Below are 23,365 nucleotides of genomic sequence, written 5' to 3' on the forward strand. Positions count from 1 at the left end.
TCACATGTCCGAACCGACCGGTGCCGCCCGCCGTCGCGGCCCATTCAAAGTCGGGGACCAGGTCCAGCTCACCGACCCCAAGGGACGCCACTACACCTTCACGCTCGAGGCCGGAAAGAACTTCCACACCCACAAGGGTTCTTTCCCGCACGACGAGCTGATCGGTGCTCCCGAGGGCAGTGTTGTCCGTACCACGGGAAACGTCGCCTATCTCGCGCTGCGCCCCCTGCTCCCCGACTACGTCCTGTCCATGCCCCGCGGTGCCGCCGTGGTCTACCCCAAGGACGCGGGCCAGATCCTGGCCTTCGCCGACATCTTCCCCGGCGCTCGCGTCGTCGAGGCGGGCGTCGGCTCCGGAGCGCTCAGCACCTTCCTGCTGCGTGCCATCGGTGAGCAGGGCATGCTGCACTCCTACGAGCGCCGCGAGGACTTCGCCGAGATCGCCCAGCAGAACGTCGAGCGCTACTTCGGGTCCCCGCACCCCGCCTGGGAACTGACCGTCGGCGACCTCCAGGACAACCTCTCGGACACCGACGTCGACCGCGTCGTCCTCGACATGCTCGCCCCCTGGGAGTGCCTCGAGGCCGTCTCCAAGGCCCTGGTGCCCGGCGGCATCCTCTGCGCGTACGTGGCGACCACGACCCAGCTCTCGCGGACCGTCGAGTCCATCCGCGAGATCGGCTGCTTCGCCGAACCGCAGCCCTGGGAGTCGATGATCCGCAACTGGCACGTCGAAGGCCTGGCCGTACGGCCCGACCACCGGATGATCGGCCACACCGGCTTCCTCGTCACCGCCCGCCGCCTCGCGGACGGCGTCGAGCCGCCGCTGCGCCGCCGTCGCCCCTCCAAGGGCGCCTACGGCGAGGACTACAGCGGCCCCGGCAGCCGGAGCGGCTCCGCCGGCCGCGACTGACCCCGCACAACGCGCAGGCGCCGCCGCCGAGTTCCCGGACCGACCCGGGCCCGGCGGCGGCGTCTTTCCGTCGGCGGCCACGACCCCGCCGTTCCCCTCGGGTGTGAGGTGTGGCACGATGCTGGCCACCCCCGCCCGCCGACGTCCGTTCGGCACCGCCTATCCAGGCCACCAGGAACCACAGGAGACATACCGCGTGCAGACCTCCGCGCTCCCGGACCTCGCGCACACCGACGCCAAGCCGGTGCACTGGCTCGCCACGGCGACCGCGATGGCCGCGGTCGTCGCCGCGGCGGGACTGCTCCAGCCCGAAGCGACCACCGCCACCGCCTCGGCGTCCGAACACCGCGTCACCACGCAGCAGGGCAGCGCGCCGGCCGCGGCGGCGCCCGACCCGGCGGGAGTCACCTTCCCCCTCGACTGCGGTGCTGCCGGACAGACGGTGGCCGACAGTGCGGCCGGGGACCTCGACGGGGACGGCGGGCCGGAGACCGTGGCCGTCGTCCGCTGCGCCGCCGGGTCCGGCACCCCGCCCAGCGGCATCTACGTCCTGACACAGCCGAGCGGGGCCGCGCCCCGGGTCGTGGCGACCCTGGTGGACCCCGCTCAGAAGCTCAACGTCACCGAATTCGGCGTACGCGACGGCCGGATCTCGGCCACCCTGCTCGGCTACTCCTCCGCGGACGTGCCGCGCTGCTGCCCCGACGAGCAGGAGAGCGCCACCTGGGAGTGGAAGGGCAACGCGTTCATCAAGTCCGCCGGCCCCGCCGGCAGCACCGCGCGGGACGCCTGAGGCGTTACTCCGCGTCCGGCCCGAAGACTTCCACGTTGTCCGAGACGCGACGTACATGAATGCAGTCGCCCGGGCACTCCTTGGCCGAGTCCACGACGTCCTGGAGCAGCGGCAGCGGCACCGGGGTGGTGGCGCCCTTGTCCTGGAGGAGCTCGTCCTCGTCGCTCTTCACGTAGGCGAGACCGTCGATGTCCAGCTCGAACACCTCGGGTGCGTACTGCACGCAGATGCCGTCGCCCGTACAGAGGTCCTGGTCGATCCAGACCTCTAGATCCTGCGTGTCACGGTCGCCCGGAGCGTCCTGCTGCACGGTCATGTGTCCTGCCGTTCCCTGCGTATCTGCACCAATTGAAGCCAGCCCTGACGGGTGTTGAACACTTCGACGATACAACCGGCTGCTTTCCGGTGCCGAAGGGTGGGTATTCCTTTGGCGTGAGGGAGAGCGCAAGGGTGAAGATCGGACAGACTCCGGGGTCTTTGTGATCTAGGGGTTTCAATCATCACCCACCCAGGTAGGGTCAGGAAGCGTCCAGCTCCCCTTGGAGGAGGTGAGGACCGTGGCAGCCCACGACGACGACATCAACCGCGGCACCCGGCCCGCGCGCGGGTCAGAAGACCCGGCCGGCCAGGTCGCCTATCTCGAGCAGGAAATCGCCGTCCTGCGACGTAAGCTCGCCGACTCTCCGCGCCATTCGAGGATTCTCGAAGAGCGGATCGTCGAGTTGCAGACCAACCTGGCAGGTGTGTCCGCGCAGAACGAGCGGCTCGCCAACACACTCCGGGAGGCCCGCGACCAGATCGTGGCCCTCAAGGAGGAGGTCGACCGGCTGGCCCAGCCACCGGCCGGCTTCGGTGTCTTCCTGCAGGCCAACGAGGACGACACCTGTGACATCTTCACCGGGGGCCGCAAGCTCCGGGTGAACGTGAGCCCCAGCGTCGAGCTCGAAGGCCTCCGGCGAGGCCAGGAAGTCATGCTCAACGAAGCGCTCAACGTGGTCGAGGCCATGGAATTCGAGCGGGCCGGGGACATCGTCACCCTCAAGGAGATCCTCGAGGACGGCGAGCGCGCCCTGGTCGTCGGGCACACCGACGAGGAACGGGTGGTGAGGCTCGCCGAGCCCCTGCTGGACATCACCATCCGTCCCGGCGACGCCCTGCTGCTGGAACCCAGGTCCGGCTACGTCTACGAAGTGGTCCCCAAGAGCGAGGTCGAGGAGCTCGTCCTCGAAGAGGTCCCGGACATCGACTACAACAAGATCGGTGGTCTGGGCGACCAGATCGAACTGATCCGCGACGCGGTCGAGCTCCCGTACCTCCACCCGGACCTCTTCAGGGAACACGAACTCCGGCCGCCGAAGGGCATCCTGCTCTACGGCCCTCCGGGATGCGGCAAGACGCTCATCGCCAAGGCCGTCGCCAACTCGCTCGCCAAGAAGGTCGCCGAGGTCACCGGGCAGCCTGCGGGGAAGAGCTACTTCCTCAATATCAAGGGTCCCGAGCTCCTCAACAAGTACGTCGGCGAGACCGAGCGGCACATCCGCCTCGTCTTCCAGCGTGCCCGGGAGAAGGCGAGCGAGGGTACACCCGTCATCGTCTTCTTCGACGAGATGGAATCCCTCTTCCGCACCCGTGGTTCCGGTGTCAGCTCGGACGTGGAGAACACCATCGTTCCGCAGCTGCTCGCCGAGATCGACGGCGTGGAGGGCCTGGAGAACGTCATCGTCATCGGTGCCTCCAACCGTGAGGACATGATCGACCCCGCGATCCTGCGACCCGGGCGTCTCGACGTGAAGATCAAGATCGAGCGTCCGGACGCGGAGGCCGCGAAGGACATCTTCGCGAAGTACCTCACGCCGTCGCTGCCGCTGCACTCGGACGACCTGGCCGAGCACACCGGCTCGAAGGAGGCCGCCGCCCACGCGATGATCCAGTCCGTCGTGGAGCGGATGTACACGGAATCCGAGGAGAACCGCTTCCTCGAGGTCACCTACGCGAACGGCGACAAGGAAGTCCTGTACTTCAAGGACTTCAACTCCGGAGCGATGATTCAGAACATCGTGGACCGGGCAAAGAAAATGGCCATCAAGGCATTCCTCGAGCAGGGCCAGAAGGGCCTGCGCGTCTCCCACCTCCTCCAGGCGTGCGTGGACGAGTTCAAGGAGAACGAGGACCTGCCCAACACCACCAACCCGGACGACTGGGCCAGGATTTCCGGAAAAAAGGGCGAGCGGATCGTGTTCATCCGCACACTCGTCACCGGAAAGCAGGGCGCAGACACCGGTCGGTCCATCGACACGGTGGCAAATACCGGACAGTACCTGTAAAACGCAGACCGGCTGCGGATGCCCGGCAGGGTATCCGCAGCCGGCCGTTTTCCCGGCAGGTCCGGCCACACCCGAAGAATGACGCAATTGATCTCCCCACCGGCGCAGCGGCGCTCTAGGCTCTGCATTACCGCCGAGTCGCGCAGTGCGGGGACGGGCACCGCGGACCAGCAGCGGTACTTGAGCGCCGCTCCCGGAGGGGGGCGCCGCCGGGCAAGGAGGGCCGCATGACCGTACGGCGAGTGATGGGCATCGAGACGGAGTACGGGATCTCCGTCCCCGGCCAGCCCAACGCCAATGCCATGCTCACCTCGTCCCAGATCGTCAACGCCTACGCGGCGGCGATGCACCGGGCGCGCCGCGCCCGCTGGGACTTCGAGGAGGAGAATCCGCTGCGCGACGCGCGAGGCTTCGACCTCGCCCGTGAGACCGCCGACTCCAGTCAGCTCACCGACGAGGACATCGGCCTGGCCAATGTCATCCTCACCAACGGTGCGCGGCTGTACGTCGACCACGCGCACCCCGAATACAGCTCACCCGAGATCACCAATCCGCTGGACGCCGTGCTCTGGGACAAGGCCGGCGAGCGGGTGATGGCGGAAGCGGCCGAGCGGGCCGCCGCGATCCCCGGGGCCCAGCCGATCCACCTCTACAAGAACAACACCGACAACAAGGGCGCGTCCTACGGCACGCACGAGAACTACCTGATGAAGAGGGAAACCCCCTTCTCGGACATCGTGCGCCATCTGACGCCGTTCTTCGTCTCCCGGCAGGTCGTCACCGGCGCGGGCCGGGTCGGAATCGGCCAGGACGGCCACGAGCACGGCTTCCAGATCAGTCAGCGCGCCGACTACTTCGAGGTCGAGGTCGGCCTCGAGACCACGCTCAAGCGCCCCATCATCAACACCCGCGACGAACCGCACTCCGACGCCGAGAAGTACCGCCGGCTGCACGTGATCATCGGTGACGCCAACCTTTCCGAGATCTCGACCTATCTGAAGCTCGGCACCACCTCGCTGGTCCTCGCCATGATCGAGGACGGCTTCATCAACGTCGACCTGGCGGTGGACCAGCCGGTCCGTACCCTGCACCAGGTCTCCCACGACCCGACCCTCAAGCAGCTCGTCACGCTCCGCAGCGGCCGGACACTCACCGCTGTGCAGCTCCAGATGGAGTACTTCGAGCTGGGCCGCAAATACGTCGAGGAGCGGTACGGGGCGGACGCCGACGAGCAGACCAAGGATGTCCTGGCCCGCTGGGAGGACACCCTGAACCGCCTGGAGAGCGACCCGATGAGCCTGTCGGGCGAGCTGGACTGGATCGCCAAGCGGGAGCTCATGGAGGGCTACCGGCGCCGCGACGGCCTGGACTGGGACGCCCCGCGCCTGCACCTGGTGGACCTCCAGTACGCGGACGTCCGGGCCGACAAGGGTCTGTACAACCGCCTGGCGGCCCGCGGGAAGATCAAGCGGCTGCTGGAAGAGAACGATGTCGAGCGGGCCCGCACGAAGCCCCCGGAGGACACCAGGGCCTACTTCCGGGGCCGCTGCCTGGAGCAGTACGCGGACGACGTGGCCGCGGCCTCCTGGGACTCGGTCATCTTCGACCTGCCCGACCGTGACTCCCTGCAGCGGGTGCCCACCATGGAACCGCTGCGGGGTACGCGCGCTCACGTCGAGGAGCTCCTGGACCGCTGCCGCACGGCGGAAGAGCTGGTCCGGACGCTCACGGGGGCCTGAAAAGGGCCCCGGCTGGGAATCAATCAGATGACCTCCGGACGTTGAGGAAAGTACCGGGCCAATGTCGGACCCCGTGGGTAGGGTCTGATCAAGTGCTTCGAACCGAGCGGGGTGAGCTACATGGCGACCAAGGACACCGGCGGCGGACAGCAGAAGGCGACACGTTCCACCGAGGAGACCGAGGAGCAGGCGCAGGACGCGCAGGCCTCCGAGGACCTCGCGGAGCGGCAGGAGAAGCTCAGCGACGACGTCGACGACGTCCTCGACGAGATCGACGACGTACTCGAGTCCAATGCCGAGGATTTCGTCAGGTCATTTGTTCAGAAAGGCGGGGAATAGGGCTTAGTGTCCGATATTCCTGCCGGAAGGAAATGCTCTCGCTGCCGTAGGGCTCCGCCGGCGGAGTCCTACGCCAGTAACAGAGCTATGCGGGACGGACGGCCTCCAGGCGTATTGCCGGGAATGCTCTGCTGAGTACTACCGGCAGCGCCAGGAGGCCAAGGGCGGGTCCGTCCGAGTCAAGGTGCCGGTGCCGCGCGGACACAAGCGTTGCCCCCGGTGCGGCGAGGCGAAACCGCATGACCAGTGGGAACGCAACACATCGTCCTCCGACGGCTGGTCGAGCTACTGCCGTCCATGCCGAGCCGAGCGGAATCGGGTCAGCTACTTCCAGCGCAAGTACGGCCTCAGCCCGGCGGAGTCGGACGGTTTGATCGCCGCTCAGCAGGGTGTTTGCTGTATCTGTCCGACTGCTCCTGCAGAGCATGTGGATCACTGTCACAGGACGGGTAGGGTCCGTGGCGTACTGTGCTTCAGCTGCAACGCAGCCTTGGGGCAGCTCAAAGATCGGCCGGATGCCATAAGGCGTGCAGCCGCATACGTGGAGGGAAACGCGTGGAAGCCAACACTCGTAGCACCGGGCGTCTACCAGCTGCCTTCCTGACCCCGGGTTCGTCGTCGTTCATGGACTTCCTGTCCGATCACTCACCCGAGATCCTTCCCGGCAACCGCAGCCTGCCGCCGCTGCAGGGCGCCATCGAGGCGCCGCACGGCACCACGATCGTCGCGGCCTCGTTCCCCGGCGGGGTCGTGCTCGCCGGTGACCGGCGGGCGACCATGGGAAACATGATCGCGCAGCGCGACATCGAGAAGGTGTTCCCGGCCGACGAGTACTCGGCGGTGGGGATCGCCGGCACGGCGGGGCTCGCCGTGGAGATGGTCAAGCTGTTCCAGCTCGAGCTGGAACACTTCGAGAAGGTCGAGGGCGCCACGCTCTCCCTGGAGGGCAAGGCCAACCGGCTCTCGACGATGATCCGCAGCAATCTGGCGATGGCCATGCAGGGTCTGGCGGTCGTCCCGCTCTTCGCCGGGTACGACGTCGACCGCGAGAAGGGCCGGATCTTCTCCTACGACGTCACGGGCGGGCGTTCCGAGGAGCACGGTTACGCGGCCACCGGCTCGGGCTCCGTCTTCGCGCGCGGGTCGATGAAGAAGCTGTACCGCGGCGACCTGACGGAGGAGCAGACACTCACCCTGGTCGTGCAGGCGCTGTACGACGCGGCGGACGACGACTCGGCGACCGGTGGCCCGGACGTGGCCCGCCGGATCTATCCGATCGTCACCGTCATCACCGATGAGGGCTTCCGCAAGCTGGACGACACGGAATCCTCGGAGATCGCACGCGCGATCCTGGAGCGCCGGCTCGAGCAGCCCGACGGCCCCCGCGCCGCGCTCCTCTGACCGGTCCGACGCTTCTCCGATGCACTCGTCACTGACAGAAAGGGACGGATAGCCGGTGTCGACGCCGTTCTATGTCTCACCTCAGCAGGCCATGGCCGACCGGGCGGAATACGCCCGGAAGGGCATCGCCCGTGGTCGCAGCCTGGTTGTGCTGCAGTTCGCCGACGGCATTGTGTTCGTCGGCGAGAACCCGTCCCGTGCGCTGCACAAGTTCAGCGAGATCTACGACCGGATCGGCTTCGCCGCCGCCGGCAAGTACAACGAGTACGAGAACCTCCGCATCGGCGGTGTCCGCTACGCGGATCTGCGTGGATACACCTACGACCGTGACGATGTGACGGCCCGCGGGCTGGCCAACGTCTACGCGCAGACACTGGGCACCATCTTCTCCAGCGCGGCCGAGAAGCCGTACGAGGTGGAGCTGGTGGTGGCCGAAGTCGGCGCCGGGCCCGAGGGCGACCAGATCTACCGGCTGCCCCATGACGGTTCGATCGTGGACGAGCACGGCTCGGTCGCGGTCGGAGGGAACGCCGAGCAGATCAGCACCTTCCTGGATCAGCGCCACCGTGACGGGATGTCGCTCGCCGAGGCGCTGAAGCTGGCTGTGCAGGCGCTGTCCCGCGAGGCCAACGGCAACGAGCGGGAGATTCCCGCCGAGCGGCTCGAGGTCGCGGTCCTCGACCGGACGAGGCCGCAGCAGCGCAAGTTCAAGCGCATCGTCGGCCGGCAGCTGAGCAGGCTGCTGGACGCGGACGGCGCCGGGGCGACCCCGACGGACGCCCCCTCCGACGCGGAGGAGCCCGAAGGCGGCGGCAAGCCGGCCGCCGGCACCGGTACGCCCGCGAAGGATGCCGACGCTCCTGACGAGGGCACGGGCGGCGCGAAGAAGAAGTAGCGGGCTCCGGCAGAGCCGTGAGGGTGCCCCCGGCCACGGCCGGGGGCACCCTCACGCGGTGGGCGGGGGTGCGGTGGAACCCCGCACCACCAGGTGGACGGGGAGATCGGGGTGCTCGGCGGGGCGGCCCTCCAGGACGTCCAGCAGGGCCGCCATGCCCCGCTCGCCTACCTGTTCGGCCGGGAGCCGCACCGTGGTCAGTTCCGGTTCCACCGCCGTGGCGAGCGCCAGGTCGTCGAAGCCGGTCACGGAGATGTCGTCGGGGACCCGGAGACCCCGCCTGCGCACCGCCTTGCAGGCACCGGCGGCCAGGATGTCGTCGTCACAGACGACGGCCGTGGGCAGTGGGCCGGAGGCGAGGACCCTCTCCGCCGCCTCGCGCCCGGCCCGCACGTCCAGCGGGGCCCTCACGGTGCGCAGGGCGGCGCCGGGGACGTCCCGCACGGCCTCCCGCAGAGCCCGGGCGCGCACCGCGAAGGTCCAGGTGTCCACGGCGGACGCGAGGTGCACGATCCGGCGGTGGCCCAGGCCCAGCAGATGTCCCGTCACCTGGCGCATGCCGTCCGCGATGTCGAGGTTCACGCGCGCCGCGGCCCCATGGCCCTCGGGGTCGCTGTCCAGCATCACCAGCGGCAGGTCCGCGCCCCTCAGCGCGCCCAGGGCGTCCGCCGCCATCGACGAGGCGATGACGCCGTCGAGTGCCGCGCGTGCCGAGGCGAACGGGTCCCTCGCGGGGCCGGTGCCGTCGGGGGAGGGGTAGAGGACCACTCCGAAGTCGTGCTCGGCGGCGACGGCCGCGGCGCCCGTGTACACGCGGGCGAAGAACTCGTTGGTGAGCGCGGGGACGACGAGCAGGGCGGTGCGGGTGCGGCCCAGCCGGAGGCTGCGGGCGGCGAGATTCGGCCGGTAGCCGAGGTCGCGGGCGCTGTCACGGACCCGCTCGGCGGTCCCGGCCGACACCCGTCCACGCCATTTGTCGCCGAGCACGAGCGAGACCGTGGCCTGTGACACGCCCGCGGCCCGTGCCACGTCACGGCTGGTGGGCCGGGGTGGGGCCGGCTGCCGGGCGCTGCTCACTCGTGCCTCCGTGCTGGACCGGTCGGACGCGGCGGGATGGACTGCCGGGACGCCCACATGGTACGTATGAACACCGACGTTATACGTAAAACCCCGGGACTGCTGCACCTTCGGGGGAGAGGGGTGGACATGGCCGCGGGATATCTGGACATCCTCCGGGCGCGGCATGCCGCCCGGCTGCTGGCGGGAACACTGGTGGGGCGGCTGCCGAACGGCACCGCCCACATCGCGATCGTCCTGTTCACCCGTGCGGAGGGCGGCAGCTACACACTGGCCGGCGCCCTCGCGGCGGCCTACGGCCTCGCGACGGCGGTGGGACAGCCGCTGCTGGGCCGGGCCGTGGACCTGTACGGGCAGCCGCGTGTCCAGCTCCCCGCAGCGGTCGTGTCCGCGCTGGGCATGGCCGCACTCGCCCTGGCGGGCCTCGGTTCGCTCCCGGTCGCGTACGCGGCGGTCGTCGTGGCCGGTGTGTCCACGCCCCCGCTGGAGGGCGGTCTGCGTGCCCTGTGGCCGACGGTCCTGGGCCGGGAGGACCGGGTGCACCGGGCGTACGCCATGGACGCGGTGGCCCAGGAGATCATGTTCACGGTGGGGCCGCTCCTCGTGACGGTCCTGGTGTCGCTCTGGTCGCCTGCCGCCGCCCTCCTGGTCATCAACGCCATCGGCGTCCTGGGAGCCCTGTCCGTCGTCCTGTCCGAGCCCTCCAGGGCGTGGCGTTCGGCGCCCCGTGAAGCCCACTGGCTCGGGGCCCTGCGCTCCCCGGGGCTGCTCGCGCTGCTCGGCGCCTTCTTCTTCGTCGGGCTCGCGCTCGGCTCGATCACCGTGGCCGGTGTGGCGTACGCCGACGACCACGGCCAGGAGTCCGTGTACGGCTGGCTGATGGCCGCCCTCGGGCTCGGCGCACTCATCGGCGGAGCGGTGTACGGCGCGCGGGAGTGGGCCGGGGCGCCCGAACGCAGGCTGCGGGTCATCGTCGCCCTGCTGGCCCTGGGCTACCTGCCGCTGGTGCTGACGCCCGGTGTGCCCGCGATGACCGCGCTGGCGGCACTGGCCGGAGTGTTCCTGGCCCCGGCGATCGCCTGCTCGTTCATCGTCGTGGACCGGCACGCGCCGCGGGGCACGGTGACCGAGGCGTTCTCCTGGCTCGTGACGACCTTCGGGGTGGGTGCGGCGGCCGGAACGGCGGTGGCGGGCCCGGCCGTCGAGATCGGCGGGACGGCGTGGAGTTTCGCCGTCGCCGGGGCCGGGGGAGTGGCCGCGTTGCTGGTCCTGCTGGCCACCGGAAGGGTCCTCGCAGCTCCCGGACATACGCCCGCAGTTGTGGCCGGTTCGGAAAATGATCGAAACGGTGCTGCCGAACCCGGTTTCAGCTCAGGCCATAAGGCGTAATGTTCAGTCATGGACCGCCGCATTTTCGGGCTGGAGAACGAGTACGGCGTCACGTGCACGTTCAGGGGACAGCGCCGACTGTCACCTGACGAAGTGGCGCGCTACCTCTTCCGCCGTGTTGTGTCATGGGGCCGCAGCAGCAATGTCTTCCTGCGGAACGGCGCCCGCCTCTACCTCGACGTGGGATCGCATCCGGAATACGCGACACCCGAATGCGACAACGTGACCGAACTGGTCACGCACGACAAGGCGGGCGAGCGCATTCTCGAAGGCCTGCTCGTCGACGCCGAACGCCGCCTGCACGAGGAGGGAATCGCAGGCGACGTCTATCTCTTCAAGAACAACACCGACTCGGCTGGAAACTCCTACGGCTGTCACGAGAACTACCTCGTGGCCCGGCACGGAGAATTCTCCCGGCTCGCGGACATCCTCATTCCGTTCCTCGTCACCCGTCAGCTCATCTGCGGTGCCGGCAAGGTGCTGCAGACGCCGCGCGGAGCCGTCTACTGCGTGAGCCAGCGGGCCGAACACATCTGGGAGGGCGTCAGCTCCGCGACGACGCGCTCACGTCCGATCATCAACACCCGGGACGAACCGCACGCCGACGCGGAGCGGTACCGCCGCCTCCACGTCATCGTCGGTGACTCCAACATGTCCGAGACGACCATGCTCCTCAAGGTCGGTGCCACCGACCTCGTGCTGCGCATGATCGAGGCGGGCACGGTGATGCGCGACCTGACCCTGGAGAACCCGATCCGGGCCATCCGCGAGGTCAGCCACGACATCACCGGACAGCGGAAGGTGCGTCTGGCCAGCGGCCGTGAGGCATCGGCCATCGAGGTGCAGCGCGAGTACTACGAGAAGGCCGTCGACTTCGTCGAGCGCCGGGGCATCCGCACCGGCACCGTCGACCAGGTCCTCGAGCTGTGGGGCCGCACGCTGGACGCCATCGAGGCCGAGGACCTCGACCGCATCGGCACCGAGATCGACTGGGTCATGAAGTACAAGCTCATCGAGCGGTACCGGGCCAAGAACAACATGACCATGTCGAATCCGCGAGTCGCCCAGATAGACCTCGCCTACCACGACATCCACCGGCGGCGCGGGCTCTACTACCTCCTGGAGCGTAAGGGGCAGGCCGCCCGCATCTGTAACGACCTCAAGATCTTCGAGGGTAAATCGGTGCCCCCGCAGACGACCAGGGCGCGGCTGCGCGGCGATTTCATCCGCCGGGCGCAGGAACAGCGGCGGGACTTCACCGTCGACTGGGTTCACCTCAAGCTCAACGACCAGGCGCAGCGCACCGTTCTCTGCAAGGACCCCTTCCGTTCCGTGGACGAGCGGGTGGAGAAGCTGATCGCGGGCATGTGAGTGCCGGGAAGCCCTCTCGACAGCCGATTTCCGCCGAGGGGGCCGCAACGGTGTCTTTTCGATTTCCCGACTCCCGGTGCGGCCACTGAGGGAAGCGGGCCCGCCTGCGAAAAGGGGCTCACTGTACGCCGGGGCGAACCTGCCCCGGCGTACAGCTGTGTCGGTACTCGTGATGCCGCTGGGACGAAGTCGTAGAGTGGCGGGACTGCCCGGAGCCCCCTACTCGCGAGTTGGACTGATGAACCCCACGAAAACTGCCCGGCGAGCCGCCGCCGTACTGGTTGTGCCCGCTCTGCTGTTCACCGCCGCCTGCGGGTCCGACGCCAAGGACGACGACGCACCGAAGTCGGGGACCGTCGCCAAGGTGTCCGGGAAGTTCGGCGCCGAGCCCAAGATCGAGGTGCCCAAGGGCGCCAAGGTGTCCGACAAGGTCGCCGTGGACGACGTCTCCGCAGGTGACGGTGCCGAGGTCAAGAAGGGCGACATCGTCCGCCTGGACTTCGCCGGCAACATCGAGGCGCTCGGTTCCACCTGGGCCCAGCGTCAGGGCGCAGACCCGAAGGCCCCCCGTGCGCAGGTCGTGCAGGAGATCGGCCAGCAGGGGCAGATGCTGCCGACCAAGGTGGCTGACGCGCTGACCGGCCACAAGGTCGGCAGCCGCGTCCAGGTCGAGGGCACGGCCGAGACGATCGTCGGCGACCAGCTGAACCCGCAGTCCGGGATCAAGCCCACCGATCCCCTGATCTGGGTCGTCGACATCGTGAACGCCAAGAAGGTCGACAAGAAGGCCGAGGCGAAGGGCACGCAGGCCGCGAGCGAGCCCGGCACGCCCGAGGTGAAGGCCCAGCCGCAGAAGGCCGCGACGATCACCGTCCCCAAGGGTGAGAAGGCGCCGAAGGACCTTCAGGAGCAGGTGCTGATCAAGGGCGACGGCGCCGAGGTCAAGGCCGGACAGGGCCTGGTCGTCCAGTACACGGGTGTGAAGTGGGAGGACGGCAAGAAGTTCGACTCCTCCTGGGACCACGGTGGCGCGAGCGCCTTCCCGATCGGCGTCGGCGGTGTCATCTCCGGCTGGGACAAGGGGCTGGTCGGCAAGCACGTCGGCGACCGCGTCCTGCTGACGATTCCGCCGGGCCAGGCCTACGGTGCCGATCCGTCGAACGAGCTGGCCAAGAACAACCTGGTCTTCGTCGTCGACATCCTCGGCGCCGTCTGAGCGGTGACGTGAGCCGTGCGAGACTCGTGCGGTTGTCCCCGAGATTCTTTTTAGGAGCAATTCAGTGAGCATCGAGAAGCCCGAGATCGACTTCCCGGGTGGCGAGCCGCCGGCCGACCTGGAGATCAAGGAAATCTGGGAGGGCGACGGATCTGTGGCCCAGGCTGGTCAGACCGTCTCCGTGCACTACGTCGGTGTGGCCTTCTCCACCGGCGAGGAGTTCGACGCCTCGTGGAACCGCGGCACGCCGCTGCAGTTCAAGCTCGGTGCCGGCCAGGTCATCGCCGGCTGGGACAAGGGTGTCCAGGGCATGAAGGTCGGCGGCCGTCGCCAGCTGACCATCCCCGCGCACCTCGCCTACGGCGACCGCGGCGCGGGCGGCGGCGCCATCGCCCCGGGCGAGACGCTGATCTTCGTCTGCGACCTCGTCGGCGTCTGATCCGTCCGTCCACAGCAGTTCCGCAAGGATGCTGTCGGTTCACTCCGCCCCGCTGGATCTCATCCAGCGGGGCGGAGCGCTGCGTACGAGCAGCGTCCGCAAGGCAATGGCCCTCGCTTTGGCCCGGACACCCCGGGGCGGTACGGTCGACGGTCGGAGAGCACGTCGAGAAAGGGCGTCGATGGCGATTGCCAAGGCCGAACGGCTGATGAACCTGGCACTGTGTCTGCTGGGTACCCGGCGTCCGCTCAGCAAGCGTGAGCTCCGCGGGTCCATCGAGGCGTACCTGGAGGCGGGCTCCGACGAGTCCTTCAACCGGATGTTCGAGCGGGACAAGGACGATCTCCGCGAACTCGGCCTGATCATCGAGACCGTCGAGAACCTGGACGGCGACACCGGATATCTCGCGCGCCGCGACAGCAACCGGCTGCCCCCCATCACCCTGGACGCCGAGGAGGCCGCGGCCCTCGGGCTCGCGGCCAAGGTGTGGCAGCAGGCCCGCCTCGCCGGCGCCGCCAGCGGCGCCCTGCAGAAGCTGCGGGCCGCCGGCATGCCGGAGGCCGAGGACGCCTACGAGGTGCACAGCGCCCTCGAGCCCCGTATCCCGGTTCACGAGGCCGCCTTCGAACCGCTGATGCTCGCCTGCCGTGACCGCCGCCCGGTCACCTTCGACTACCGCAAGGGCAACGCCGCCCGTCCCGAGCAGCGCCAGGTCGAGCCCTGGACGCTCGAATGCTGGCGCGGCCACTGGTATCTGGCCGGCTGGGACCGTGACCGGGGCGCCGAGCGGGTCTTCCGGCTGTCCCGGATCTCGGGCCGGGTCCGCTCCCGCGCGGCCGCCTTCACGGCCCCGGTCCCCGACGCGGTCACCGTCCGCGAGACCGTGGAGAGCTGGGCCGGCGAGACCGCCACCAGGACAGCCCTGATCAGGCTGCGCACCGGGTCCGGCTACCCGCTGCGCTCCCGCGCCCTGTCGGTACGGGAACTCGGTGACGGCTGGGACGAGTTGGAGATTCCGTACGGACACGGGCTGGACGCCTGGCTCGTGGAGTTCGGGCCCGACGTGATCGTGAGTCGACCCGACGATCTGCGGGCCGACGTGATGGACCGGCTGCGCGCCGTGGCCAAGGACTGAGGGGGACCCGTACTCGTGGCCACGAACGCGATCGACCAGACCCGGCGGATGCTCTCCCTCGTCACCTACCTGCGCGAGCGCCCCGGCGCGCACGTCCAGGACGTGGCACGGGCCTTCGGGATCACCGAGGACGAGCTGATCTCCGACCTCGACGTGCTTCCCATGTGCGGCACCAGCTTCCGCGGGGGCGACCTGCTGGACATCGACACCGACGGCGACCGGATCTGGTGGCACAACCCGGACGACGTCGCCGAGCCACTACGGCTGGCCGCCGACGAGGCGACCGCCCTGCTCGTCGCGGCCCGTGCCGTCGCCACGCTCCCCGGTCTGCGTGAGAGCGACCGGCAGGCGCTGGTGCGCGCGACCGCGAAGCTGGAGACGGCGGCCGGTGAGGTGGGGGCAGCCAGCTCCCGGCTCTCGGTCACCTTCGAGTCCGAGGGTGGCGTCTTCGCCGACGTGGACCGCGCGATCTCCGAGCGGCGCAGGCTCTGGCTGCGCTACTACTCGCCCGCGCGCGACGAGCTCACCGAGCGCGAGGTGGACCCGATCCGGCTGTTCGCCGTCGGCCGCACCTATATGGAGGGCTGGTGCCGGCTCACCGAGGCGCGACGCACGTTCCGGCTCGACCGGGTCGCCGAGATCAGGCTCCTCGACGCCCCCTCCGCCCCGCCGGAGCTGGAGCTGCGTGACCTCTCCGAGGGGCTGGTGCAGCCCGCCGCCGAGGATCCGGAGGTCGTGATCGAGGTCGGCCCCGGCGGCCGGTGGGTCGCCGAGTACTACCCCCACGACAGTGCGGAGGAACTGCCCGACGGCGGTCTGCGGATCACGCTCCGCACCCCCGATCCCGCCTCCCTGCGCAGGCTCGCCCTGCGGCTGGGCGGGGAGGGACGCATCACATCGCCCCCGGACCTGGCCGAGAGTGCCAGGCTGGCGGCGCGTGAGGCGCTGGCCGCCTACGACGGCGCGCTCTGAGCGGCGGCCACCGGTGCAGCGAGGAGGAAGAAACCGTATGACCCCGATACCGAGCACGCCGGCCGGACCGGTTTCGCTCCCGGCGCACGACGCCATGCGTTTCCGGGCGGCCTGCCCGGACTGCCGTGAACGGTTCGAGCTCGGGGCGGGAGCGCTGCGGCTGGCGATAGGCGCCAGCCGCCGTACGACCTTCTACTCCTTCACCTGCCCCGCGTGCGGTTCCGCGGTCCGCAAGCCTGCCGGAGAGCGCATCGTCGAGCTGCTCAGCGGCGGCGGGGTGCGGACGCTGCGCCTGCACACCGCCCTGCGGTAACGAGAGACACCGGAGATCCACCCATGTTCTGGCCCATGCTCGCCATCGCCCTGGGATTCGCCGGTCTGGCCGTGCTCGGCGTCCTGGCCGTCAAGGTCTTCGTCGAGGCACAGCGGCTGGCCGGACAGGTCGCCGAGACCACCCGGCGGATCAACCGAGCGGCGGAGGATCTCGAACGAGCGGCCACCACGCTCGCCGATACCGGAGAGGCCCTGTGACGACGGGCGCGGCCTCCTGATTCACCGGTTCGGGGGGTACGCTGCTGGAGCGGCTCAGGCAGGGAGGTGTGGGCCGCAAGCGGGAGTACGCACGGGCATTGCCTCACGTTTACCCCTGCGGGTTACGATCGCTGCCAGCGCGAACCGGACATGCGTCCGGTCGAACGGGTAGCGAGCCCACCCTCCAGACGCCTCAGTGAGAAGGAAGCGCACATGTCGATCGGGAATCTGAAGCCCCTCGAGATCATTCTGATCATCGCTGTCATCCTGCTGCTCTTCGGCGCCAAGAAGCTTCCCGACATGGCGCGTTCGCTCGGCAAGTCGGCCCGCATCCTCAAGAGCGAGGCCAAGGCCATGAAGAAGGACGACGGGGAGCCGGCGGCGCCCACCACCGAGACCGTCGCGGACCCCACCCCGCCCGCGGCCACCGCGCGCACGATCCAGGCCGCTCCGGGAGACGTCACCAGCGCCCGTCCGGTCAGCGAGCCCAAGCCCACCACCCAGAGCTGACAGCTCCGCACATCCGGCAGTTGCCGATCGAGACGAGGGAAGTGGGTTGCTCAAGTCTGCCCGCAAGCAGGAGAAGGACGACGAGGGGCGGATGCCCCTCCTCGATCACCTGCGTGAGCTGCGCAACCGGCTGCTGAAGTCGGTCCTGGCCATCGGCGTGGTGACGATCGTCGCCGCCTTCTACCAGAAGGAGATCTACGACTTCCTTCTGAGCCCGCTTCTCACCTCGGTGGGCTGCGAGGACGGCGTGGTCGTGGCCGTGGACGGCAAGCCCTGCGCCGTCGTGAAGACGGACACCCTCATGGGCCCCTTCACCAACGCGCTCAAGGTCGGCCTGATGTCGGGTGTGCTGCTCGCCTCCCCGGTATGGCTCTTCCAGCTCTGGGCCTTCGTGGCGCCCGGGCTGCACAGGAGCGAGAAGCGCTACGCCTACGGCTTCGTGGTCCTCGGTGCGCCGCTGTTCCTGTCGGGCGGGTACCTCGCCTACGCGATCCTTCCGCAGACCGCGGAGATCATGCTCGGGTTCAGCCCGGCGAACGTCCAGAACCAGATCGCCCTCGACAGCTACCTCGACCTGCTGACCAGGATGGTCATCGTCTTCGGTCTCGCCTTCGAGCTGCCGCTGCTCCTCGTCGCGCTGAACCTGACCGGTGTCGTGTCGGGCAAGAGGATGCTGGGCTGGTGGCGCGGCATGATCGTCGGTCTCACCGCGTTCGCGGCGATCGCGACGCCCGGCGGTGAGCCGTTGTCCATGCTCATCCTGGCGGGGCCGCTCGCAGCCTTCTACTTCATGGCCACAGGGTTCTCCCTCCTCAACGACAAGAGGAAGCGCCGCAACAACCCCGACGCCGAGCTCGACGACGACGAGGCGTCGAAGCTGGACCTCACCCCCGAGGCCGTCGGCGCGATCGAGCCCGTGTCCACCCGTGCCGCCCTGCCCGAACAGGCCGGCGGCGAAGCGGACGGCGGCCGGTCCCACAGGCTCAACGGTTACGACGACATCACCTGACCTTGTAGGGTCCCGCGGGTGACCAGCGAGATCACCCTCTTCGTCAATCCCACCGCGGGAAGCGGCCGGGGCGCGCGTGCCGCGCAGCCGGCCGCTTCGGCTCTGCGGGAGGCGGGCTTCTCTGTGCGGACGGTTCTCGGGGAGGACGCCGACGACGCGCTGCGGCGGGCCCGTGAGGCCGTGGCGCTCGGGACCGGAGCACTGATAGCCGTGGGCGGGGACGGCATGATGTCCCTCGCCCTGCAGGCCGTCGCCGGCACCTCGACGCCGCTCGGCGCGGTGGCCGTGGGCACCGGCAACGACTTCGCGCGCGCCCTCGGGCTGCCGATCCGCGATCCGGCCGCCGCGGGCCGGCTGGCCGCCGAGGCGCTCAAGGCCGGGACGGTGCGCACGGTCGACCTGGGCCGTGTCGGTGAACGCTGGTTCGGCTCCGTGCTCGCCTCGGGCTTCGACTCGCGGGTCAACGACCGGGGGAACCGGATGCGCCGGGTCGGCGGGCGCTTCAAGTACGACCTGGCGATCCTCGCCGAGCTGGCCGCCTTCCGGCCGATCCCGTACCGCGTGAGGCTGGACGGCGGACCGGTGACCGAGGTCGAGGCGACCCTGATCGCGGTGGGCAACGGCACCACCTACGGCGGAGGCATGCGGATCTGCGCCGACGCCGTCATGGACGACGGGCTCTTCGACGTGACCGTGGTCGGTGACTGCAGCCGGACGACTCTGCTCAAGGTGTTCCCGAAGGTGTACAGGGGGACGCACCTCGGGCACCCGAAGGTCACCGTGCACCGGGTCTCCTCGATAGAGCTGGCCTCCGCCGGTGTCACGGCGTACGCGGACGGCGAGCCGCTGGGCGCGCTGCCGCTCACGGCGACCTGCGTACCCGGTGCGGTCAGGGTCCTTGCACCGTGAAATAAAGATCGGGCTGACTGTCATACGGGGCGGGTAGGCTCGTATCAAGATGACAGAGGACCTCTCACCAGCTGAGCGATACCAGGCGTCCCGGGTCCGTGCGGCCGAGCAGGCCACCGCCCTCGGGCCCTTCCGCGAGATGTACGAATTCGGACTGGACCCGTTCCAGATCGAGGCATGCCAGGCCCTCGAGGCCGGCAAGGGGGTGCTGGTCGCGGCCCCCACCGGGTCGGGCAAGACGATCGTCGGTGAATTCGCCGTTCACCTGGCCCTCCTGCAGGGCCGCAAGTGCTTCTACACCACGCCGATCAAAGCCCTGTCCAACCAGAAGTTCACCGATCTCGCCCGGCGCTACGGCGCGGACAAGGTCGGTCTGCTGACCGGTGACAACAGCGTCAACGCGGACGCACCCGTGGTCGTCATGACGACCGAGGTCCTGCGCAACATGCTGTACGCGGGTTCCCAGGCGCTCACCGGCCTCGGCTACGTGGTCATGGACGAGGTGCACTACCTCTCGGACCGCTTCCGGGGCGCCGTGTGGGAGGAAGTGATCATCCACCTGCCGGAGTCCGTGACCCTGGTGTCCCTGTCGGCGACCGTGTCCAACGCCGAGGAGTTCGGCGACTGGCTGGACACCGTCCGCGGCGACACGCAGGTGATCGTCTCCGAACACCGGCCCGTGCCGCTGTGGCAGCACGTCATGGCCGGGCGCAGGATGTACGACCTCTTCGAGGAGGAGACCGACCACGGCGGCCGGGGCACCGGACGGCGCGAGGTCAGCCCCGACCTCGTCCGGCTCGCCCGGATGGAGAACCAGCGGGGGTACAACCCGCGCGAGCGCCGGCGCGGCAAGATGGTGCGCGAGGCCGACCGCGAACGCGAGCGCCGTCAGCGCAGCCGCATCTGGACGCCGTCCAGGGCCGAGGTCATCGACCGGCTCGACGCCGAGGGGCTGCTGCCCGCGATCACCTTCATCTTCAGCCGGGCCGGCTGCCAGGCGGCCGTGCAGCAGTGCCTGCAGGCAGGGCTCCGGCTCAACGACGAGAGCAAGCGTCAGCTGGTGCGGGAGATCGTCGAGGAGCGGACCGCGTCCATCCCCGGCGAGGACCTGCACGTCCTCGGTTACTACGAGTGGCTCGAAGGCCTGGAGCGGGGCATCGCCGCGCACCACGCAGGAATGCTGCCGACCTTCAAGGAGGTCGTGGAGGAGCTGTTCGTCCGCGGCCTGGTCAAGGCGGTCTTCGCGACGGAGACGCTCGCACTCGGCATCAACATGCCCGCGCGTTCCGTGGTGCTCGAGAAGCTGGTGAAGTGGAACGGCGAGCAGCACGCCGACATCACCCCCGGGGAGTACACCCAGCTCACCGGGCGCGCCGGGCGTCGCGGCATCGACGTCGAGGGCCACGCGGTGGTGCTGTGGCAGCGGGGCATGGACCCCGGCGCGCTCGCCGGACTCGCCGGCACGCGGACGTATCCGCTGCGCTCCAGCTTCCGGCCCTCGTACAACATGGCCGTCAACCTCGTGCAGCAGTTCGGGCGGCACCGCTCGCGCGAACTGCTCGAGACCTCCTTCGCGCAGTTCCAGGCCGACCGGTCCGTCGTCGGGATCTCCCGGCAGGTCCAGCGCAACGAGGAGGGCCTCGAGGGCTACAAGGAGGGCATGACCTGTCACCTCGGGGACTTCGAGGAGTACGCGCGACTGCGCCGTGACCTCAAGGACCGCGAGACGGATCTGGCCAAGCAGGGCGCGGCCCAGCGGCGGGCCGCCGCCGCCTCGTCCCTGGAGAAGCTGAAGCCGGGAGACGTCATCCACGTCCCGACCGGCAAGTTCGCCGGACTCGCCCTGGTCCTCGACCCGGGGCTGCCCGCAGGACGGACCAACGGCCATCGCGGGCTGGAGTACCACGACGGACCGCGTCCCCTGGTGCTCACCGCCGAGCGGCAGGTCAAGCGGCTGGCCCACATCGACTTCCCCGTGCCGGTCGAGGCGCTGGAGCGGATGAGGGTTCCCAAATCGTTCAATCCGCGCTCACCGCAGTCCCGCCGGGACCTGGCCTCCGCTCTGCGCAGCAAGGCGGGGCACATCGATCCGGGACGGCACCGCAAGCAGCGGGCCGCCGCGGCCGACGACCGGGAGATCGCGCGGCTGCGCACGGAGCTGCGCGCACACCCCTGCCACGGGTGCGACGAGCGTGAGGACCACGCCCGCTGGGCCGAGCGCTATCACCGGCTGCAGCGCGACACACGGCAGTTGGAACACCGCATCGAGGGCCGGACGAACACCATCGCCCGGACCTTCGACCGCATCGTCGCGCTCCTGACCGAGCTCGACTATCTGCGGGGCAGCGAGGTCACCGACAACGGCCGGCGTCTGGCACGGCTCTACGGCGAGCTCGACCTGCTGGCCAGCGAATGTCTGCGGGACGGTGTCTGGGAGGGGCTCAACCCCGCCGAACTCGCCGCGTGCGTCTCGGCGCTGGTCTACGAGGCGCGCCAGGCGGACGACGCGGTCGCGCCCAAGCTGCCGTCCGGACCGGCCAAGGCCGCGATGGGCGAGATGATCCGCATCTGGGGCCGGCTCGACGCCCTGGAGGAGGACTTCAAGATCAGCCAGACGGAAGGGGTCGGCCAGCGCGAACCCGACCTCGGTTTCGCCTGGGCGGTCTACATGTGGGCCTCCGGGCGGACGCTGGACGAGGTCCTCCGCGAGGCGGAGATGCCGGCCGGTGACTTCGTGCGGTGGTGCAAGCAGGTCATCGACGTACTCGGCCAGATCGCGGCCGCCGCGCCCCGTGAGGGGAGTTCGGTCGCGAAGAACGCGCACAAGGCCGTCGACGCGGTGCTGCGGGGTGTGGTGGCGTACAGCTCCGTGGGGTGAGTGCTCCTGCGCGCAGGAGCCGACCTGAGCGAGAGTGAGCGGCCGCGGGCGATGACTTCCCGCCTGTGGCCGCTCACGCGTGAACCCCCTCAGGTTTTCTTGTTCTTCACGGCGACTCCCGCGCATACAGCCCCCAGCACGACCGCCAGTCCGCCGACGATGACGTTGTTGAGGATGACGCCCATGTCGGGGCTCGAGCCCACGACCCACGTCGACACGATGAGCCAGGCGCCCAGCGCGCAGATGGCCAGGCTCATGCCGGTCATCCGCTCGGGCATCGCGGTGAAGCAGAGTGCCAGTACGGCTATCGCGATACCGATGACGAGGTTGTGGGTGACCAGGGAGGGCTGGCTCGCGGTGAAGTGAAGCACCCACGGCGAGACCGCGCAGAACAGACCGAGCAGGAACACCGGTGCGTCCGCCATCGCGGTGGTACGTCCGCCGCCCATCACACGGTCGTGGCGCGCCCGCATCTCATCCGCGTCGGGGTGCCTGGAGATGTCCCTTCCGGCGGTGTCCGATCGACCGGACACATCCCTTCCGGTGTGTGAGAGGTTACTCATGAGGATGGTCTCCTTCGCACTTGCTGGAGCGACCGCTGTCAGGAACGCGGCCCTGTGCTCTCCCGACAAGTGTGCTCTTATATGCCCCTTATGTGTAGTTGTCTGAGTGGTTGATTGCTGCGTTTTCGTCGAGGTGCGCAGGAGGTGTCCGCCCCGTCTCCGGCCGGTCCGCGTGTCCGGCCACCCGACGACGGCATGAGCCCCGAGGCCCGCGTGCTCCGGCCGTGGGGTCGGAGCACGCGGGCCTCGGGGCTCGTCGCCGGCAGGCCGTCAGCGCACTGACGGGCCGCGGGTCAGCTCGCCGGCATCAGGACGGTGTCGACGATGTAGACCGTGGCGTTGGCGGTCGGGACGTTGCCGCAGACGACCTTCGAGGAGTCGTTCACGGTGTAGTCCTCGCCCGAACCCGCCGTCGTCAGCTTGGTCTTGGCCAGGGTGTCGAAGGAGCCCTTCTCCAACTGCACCGGAGTCAGCTTCTCGCCGACCACGTGCGCGGTGAGCACCTTGGTGAGCTCGGCCTTGTCCGCGAGCAGCTTGTCCAGGTCGGCCTTCGGGATCTTGGCGAAGGCGTCGTTGGTCGGGGCGAAGACCGTGATGTTCTCGGCGCTGTTCAGGGTGTCGACAAGACCGGCCTGCTTGACCGCGGCGACCAGGGTGGACAGGTCCTTGTTGTTCGACGCGGCCGTGGCGACCGGGTCCTGGGCCATGCCGGCGAACGAGCCCGCGCCCTCGGCCGGGACCGACGCACAGCCCGGGCCGAACGGCTCGTCCATGGTCGCGGCGCTCTCGGTCTCCTTGGCCGGCGCGCTCGACGCCGCCTTGTCCGCACCGGAGTCGGACGAGGACTTGTCGGAGTCGCCGGAGCAGGCGGTCAGCGCGAGCGGCAGCATGGCCGCGGCGGAGACGGTGAGGGCGATACGGCGAAGGTGACGGCTGTTCATGGTGTTCTCCTGAACGGATCG

The 23,365-nt window shown here is 69.3% G+C and carries 24 protein-coding genes; 20 read left to right on the forward strand and 4 right to left on the reverse strand.

Going from position 1 to position 23,365, the window contains the following annotated elements; genetic code table 11:
* The first annotated feature begins 4 nt into the window (after window positions 1-4).
* Together ABZ441_RS28065 and ABZ441_RS28070 are read left to right on the forward strand one after the other, a co-directional pair.
* On the forward strand, window positions 5-913 hold the full coding sequence (locus ABZ441_RS28065) for a tRNA (adenine-N1)-methyltransferase (RefSeq protein WP_358979186.1): 909 nt from the start codon (window positions 5-7) through the stop codon (window positions 911-913).
* 196 nt (window positions 914-1,109) lie between these two features.
* Window positions 1,110-1,706, forward strand: coding sequence for a hypothetical protein (locus ABZ441_RS28070; RefSeq protein ID WP_358979248.1), 597 nt, complete (start codon window positions 1,110-1,112; stop codon window positions 1,704-1,706).
* A 4-nt stretch (window positions 1,707-1,710) separates the two neighbouring features.
* Here ABZ441_RS28070 and ABZ441_RS28075 read toward each other — a convergent pair whose 3' ends face one another.
* Window positions 1,711-2,022, reverse strand: a complete 312-nt coding sequence (locus tag ABZ441_RS28075; RefSeq protein WP_205021794.1) for a ferredoxin — start codon at window positions 2,020-2,022, stop codon at window positions 1,711-1,713.
* Between the two features lie 241 nt (window positions 2,023-2,263).
* Here ABZ441_RS28075 and arc point away from each other — a divergent pair, with 241 nt between their 5' ends.
* The 6 genes from arc to prcA all read left to right on the forward strand — a co-directional run bounded on the left by arc (window position 2,264) and on the right by prcA (window position 8,404).
* On the forward strand, window positions 2,264-4,030 hold the full coding sequence (arc, locus tag ABZ441_RS28080; protein WP_358979189.1) for a proteasome ATPase: 1,767 nt from the start codon (window positions 2,264-2,266) through the stop codon (window positions 4,028-4,030).
* 227 nt (window positions 4,031-4,257) lie between these two features.
* On the forward strand, window positions 4,258-5,769 hold the full coding sequence (gene dop, locus ABZ441_RS28085) for a depupylase/deamidase Dop (protein WP_358979191.1): 1,512 nt from the start codon (window positions 4,258-4,260) through the stop codon (window positions 5,767-5,769).
* A 120-nt stretch (window positions 5,770-5,889) separates the two neighbouring features.
* Window positions 5,890-6,108 (forward strand): ubiquitin-like protein Pup, encoded by a 219-nt coding sequence (locus tag ABZ441_RS28090; protein ID WP_358979193.1) that lies wholly within the window; start codon window positions 5,890-5,892, stop codon window positions 6,106-6,108.
* A gap of 190 nt (window positions 6,109-6,298) precedes the next feature.
* The gene (locus ABZ441_RS28095; RefSeq protein ID WP_358979195.1) at window positions 6,299-6,712 is read left to right on the forward strand and encodes an endonuclease VII domain-containing protein; all 414 of its coding nucleotides are present in this window, start codon (window positions 6,299-6,301) and stop codon (window positions 6,710-6,712) included.
* Window positions 6,664-7,509 (forward strand): proteasome subunit beta, encoded by an 846-nt coding sequence (prcB, locus tag ABZ441_RS28100; RefSeq protein ID WP_205021798.1) that lies wholly within the window; start codon window positions 6,664-6,666, stop codon window positions 7,507-7,509. Before ABZ441_RS28095 ends, prcB begins: the two co-directional genes overlap by 49 nt.
* A 55-nt stretch (window positions 7,510-7,564) precedes the next feature.
* On the forward strand, window positions 7,565-8,404 hold the full coding sequence (gene prcA / locus ABZ441_RS28105; RefSeq protein WP_358979199.1) for a proteasome subunit alpha: 840 nt from the start codon (window positions 7,565-7,567) through the stop codon (window positions 8,402-8,404).
* Between the two features lie 51 nt (window positions 8,405-8,455).
* On the opposite strand, the gene ABZ441_RS28110 is transcribed toward prcA, so the two are convergent.
* Window positions 8,456-9,481: a LacI family DNA-binding transcriptional regulator gene (locus ABZ441_RS28110; protein WP_358979201.1), complete on the reverse strand. Its 1,026-nt coding sequence runs from the start codon at window positions 9,479-9,481 to the stop codon at window positions 8,456-8,458.
* 129 nt (window positions 9,482-9,610) lie between these two features.
* Between ABZ441_RS28110 and ABZ441_RS28115 the strand changes: the two genes are divergently transcribed.
* The 12 genes from ABZ441_RS28115 (at window position 9,611) to ABZ441_RS28170 (ending at window position 21,840) form a co-directional block, all read left to right on the forward strand.
* Complete coding sequence (locus ABZ441_RS28115) at window positions 9,611-10,870, forward strand: MFS transporter (protein ID WP_358979203.1); 1,260 nt, start codon at window positions 9,611-9,613, stop codon at window positions 10,868-10,870.
* A 9-nt stretch (window positions 10,871-10,879) separates the two neighbouring features.
* On the forward strand, window positions 10,880-12,241 hold the full coding sequence (pafA, locus tag ABZ441_RS28120) for a Pup--protein ligase (protein WP_205021802.1): 1,362 nt from the start codon (window positions 10,880-10,882) through the stop codon (window positions 12,239-12,241).
* Window positions 12,242-12,479: 238 nt separating this feature from the next.
* Window positions 12,480-13,457, forward strand: coding sequence for an FKBP-type peptidyl-prolyl cis-trans isomerase (locus ABZ441_RS28125; protein ID WP_358979206.1), 978 nt, complete (start codon window positions 12,480-12,482; stop codon window positions 13,455-13,457).
* 64 nt (window positions 13,458-13,521) lie between these two features.
* Window positions 13,522-13,896, forward strand: coding sequence for an FKBP-type peptidyl-prolyl cis-trans isomerase (locus ABZ441_RS28130; RefSeq protein WP_358979209.1), 375 nt, complete (start codon window positions 13,522-13,524; stop codon window positions 13,894-13,896).
* A 181-nt stretch (window positions 13,897-14,077) separates the two neighbouring features.
* Window positions 14,078-15,031 (forward strand): WYL domain-containing protein, encoded by a 954-nt coding sequence (locus ABZ441_RS28135; protein WP_358979211.1) that lies wholly within the window; start codon window positions 14,078-14,080, stop codon window positions 15,029-15,031.
* Window positions 15,032-15,046: 15 nt separating this feature from the next.
* On the forward strand, window positions 15,047-16,003 hold the full coding sequence (locus ABZ441_RS28140; protein WP_205021805.1) for a WYL domain-containing protein: 957 nt from the start codon (window positions 15,047-15,049) through the stop codon (window positions 16,001-16,003).
* Window positions 16,004-16,040: 37 nt separating this feature from the next.
* A complete protein-coding gene (locus tag ABZ441_RS28145; RefSeq protein ID WP_358979214.1) occupies window positions 16,041-16,316 on the forward strand; it encodes a hypothetical protein in 276 nt (91 codons plus the stop codon).
* Between the two features lie 23 nt (window positions 16,317-16,339).
* Window positions 16,340-16,534: a hypothetical protein gene (locus ABZ441_RS28150; protein ID WP_031099435.1), complete on the forward strand. Its 195-nt coding sequence runs from the start codon at window positions 16,340-16,342 to the stop codon at window positions 16,532-16,534.
* A gap of 213 nt (window positions 16,535-16,747) precedes the next feature.
* The gene (tatA, locus tag ABZ441_RS28155) at window positions 16,748-17,044 is read left to right on the forward strand and encodes a Sec-independent protein translocase subunit TatA (protein ID WP_358979216.1); all 297 of its coding nucleotides are present in this window, start codon (window positions 16,748-16,750) and stop codon (window positions 17,042-17,044) included.
* A 46-nt stretch (window positions 17,045-17,090) separates the two neighbouring features.
* On the forward strand, window positions 17,091-18,053 hold the full coding sequence (tatC, locus tag ABZ441_RS28160) for a twin-arginine translocase subunit TatC (protein ID WP_358979218.1): 963 nt from the start codon (window positions 17,091-17,093) through the stop codon (window positions 18,051-18,053).
* Window positions 18,054-18,071: 18 nt separating this feature from the next.
* Complete coding sequence (locus tag ABZ441_RS28165; protein ID WP_358979220.1) at window positions 18,072-18,962, forward strand: diacylglycerol kinase; 891 nt, start codon at window positions 18,072-18,074, stop codon at window positions 18,960-18,962.
* A gap of 49 nt (window positions 18,963-19,011) precedes the next feature.
* Window positions 19,012-21,840: a DEAD/DEAH box helicase gene (locus ABZ441_RS28170; protein WP_358979222.1), complete on the forward strand. Its 2,829-nt coding sequence runs from the start codon at window positions 19,012-19,014 to the stop codon at window positions 21,838-21,840.
* An 89-nt stretch (window positions 21,841-21,929) separates the two neighbouring features.
* Here the strand turns inward: ABZ441_RS28170 and ABZ441_RS28175 are convergent, their stop codons facing one another.
* Window positions 21,930-22,403 carry an SPW repeat protein gene (locus tag ABZ441_RS28175; protein WP_358979224.1) on the reverse strand — a complete coding sequence of 158 codons (474 nt, stop codon included), beginning with the start codon at window positions 22,401-22,403 and terminating at the stop codon, window positions 21,930-21,932.
* Between the two features lie 293 nt (window positions 22,404-22,696).
* A complete protein-coding gene (locus ABZ441_RS28180; protein ID WP_358979226.1) occupies window positions 22,697-23,344 on the reverse strand; it encodes a fasciclin domain-containing protein in 648 nt (215 codons plus the stop codon).
* Window positions 23,345-23,365: the final 21 nt, after the last annotated feature.

It is taken from the genome of Streptomyces sp. NPDC005752, from assembly GCF_040630715.1.
Lineage (GTDB): Bacteria > Actinomycetota > Actinomycetes > Streptomycetales > Streptomycetaceae > Streptomyces.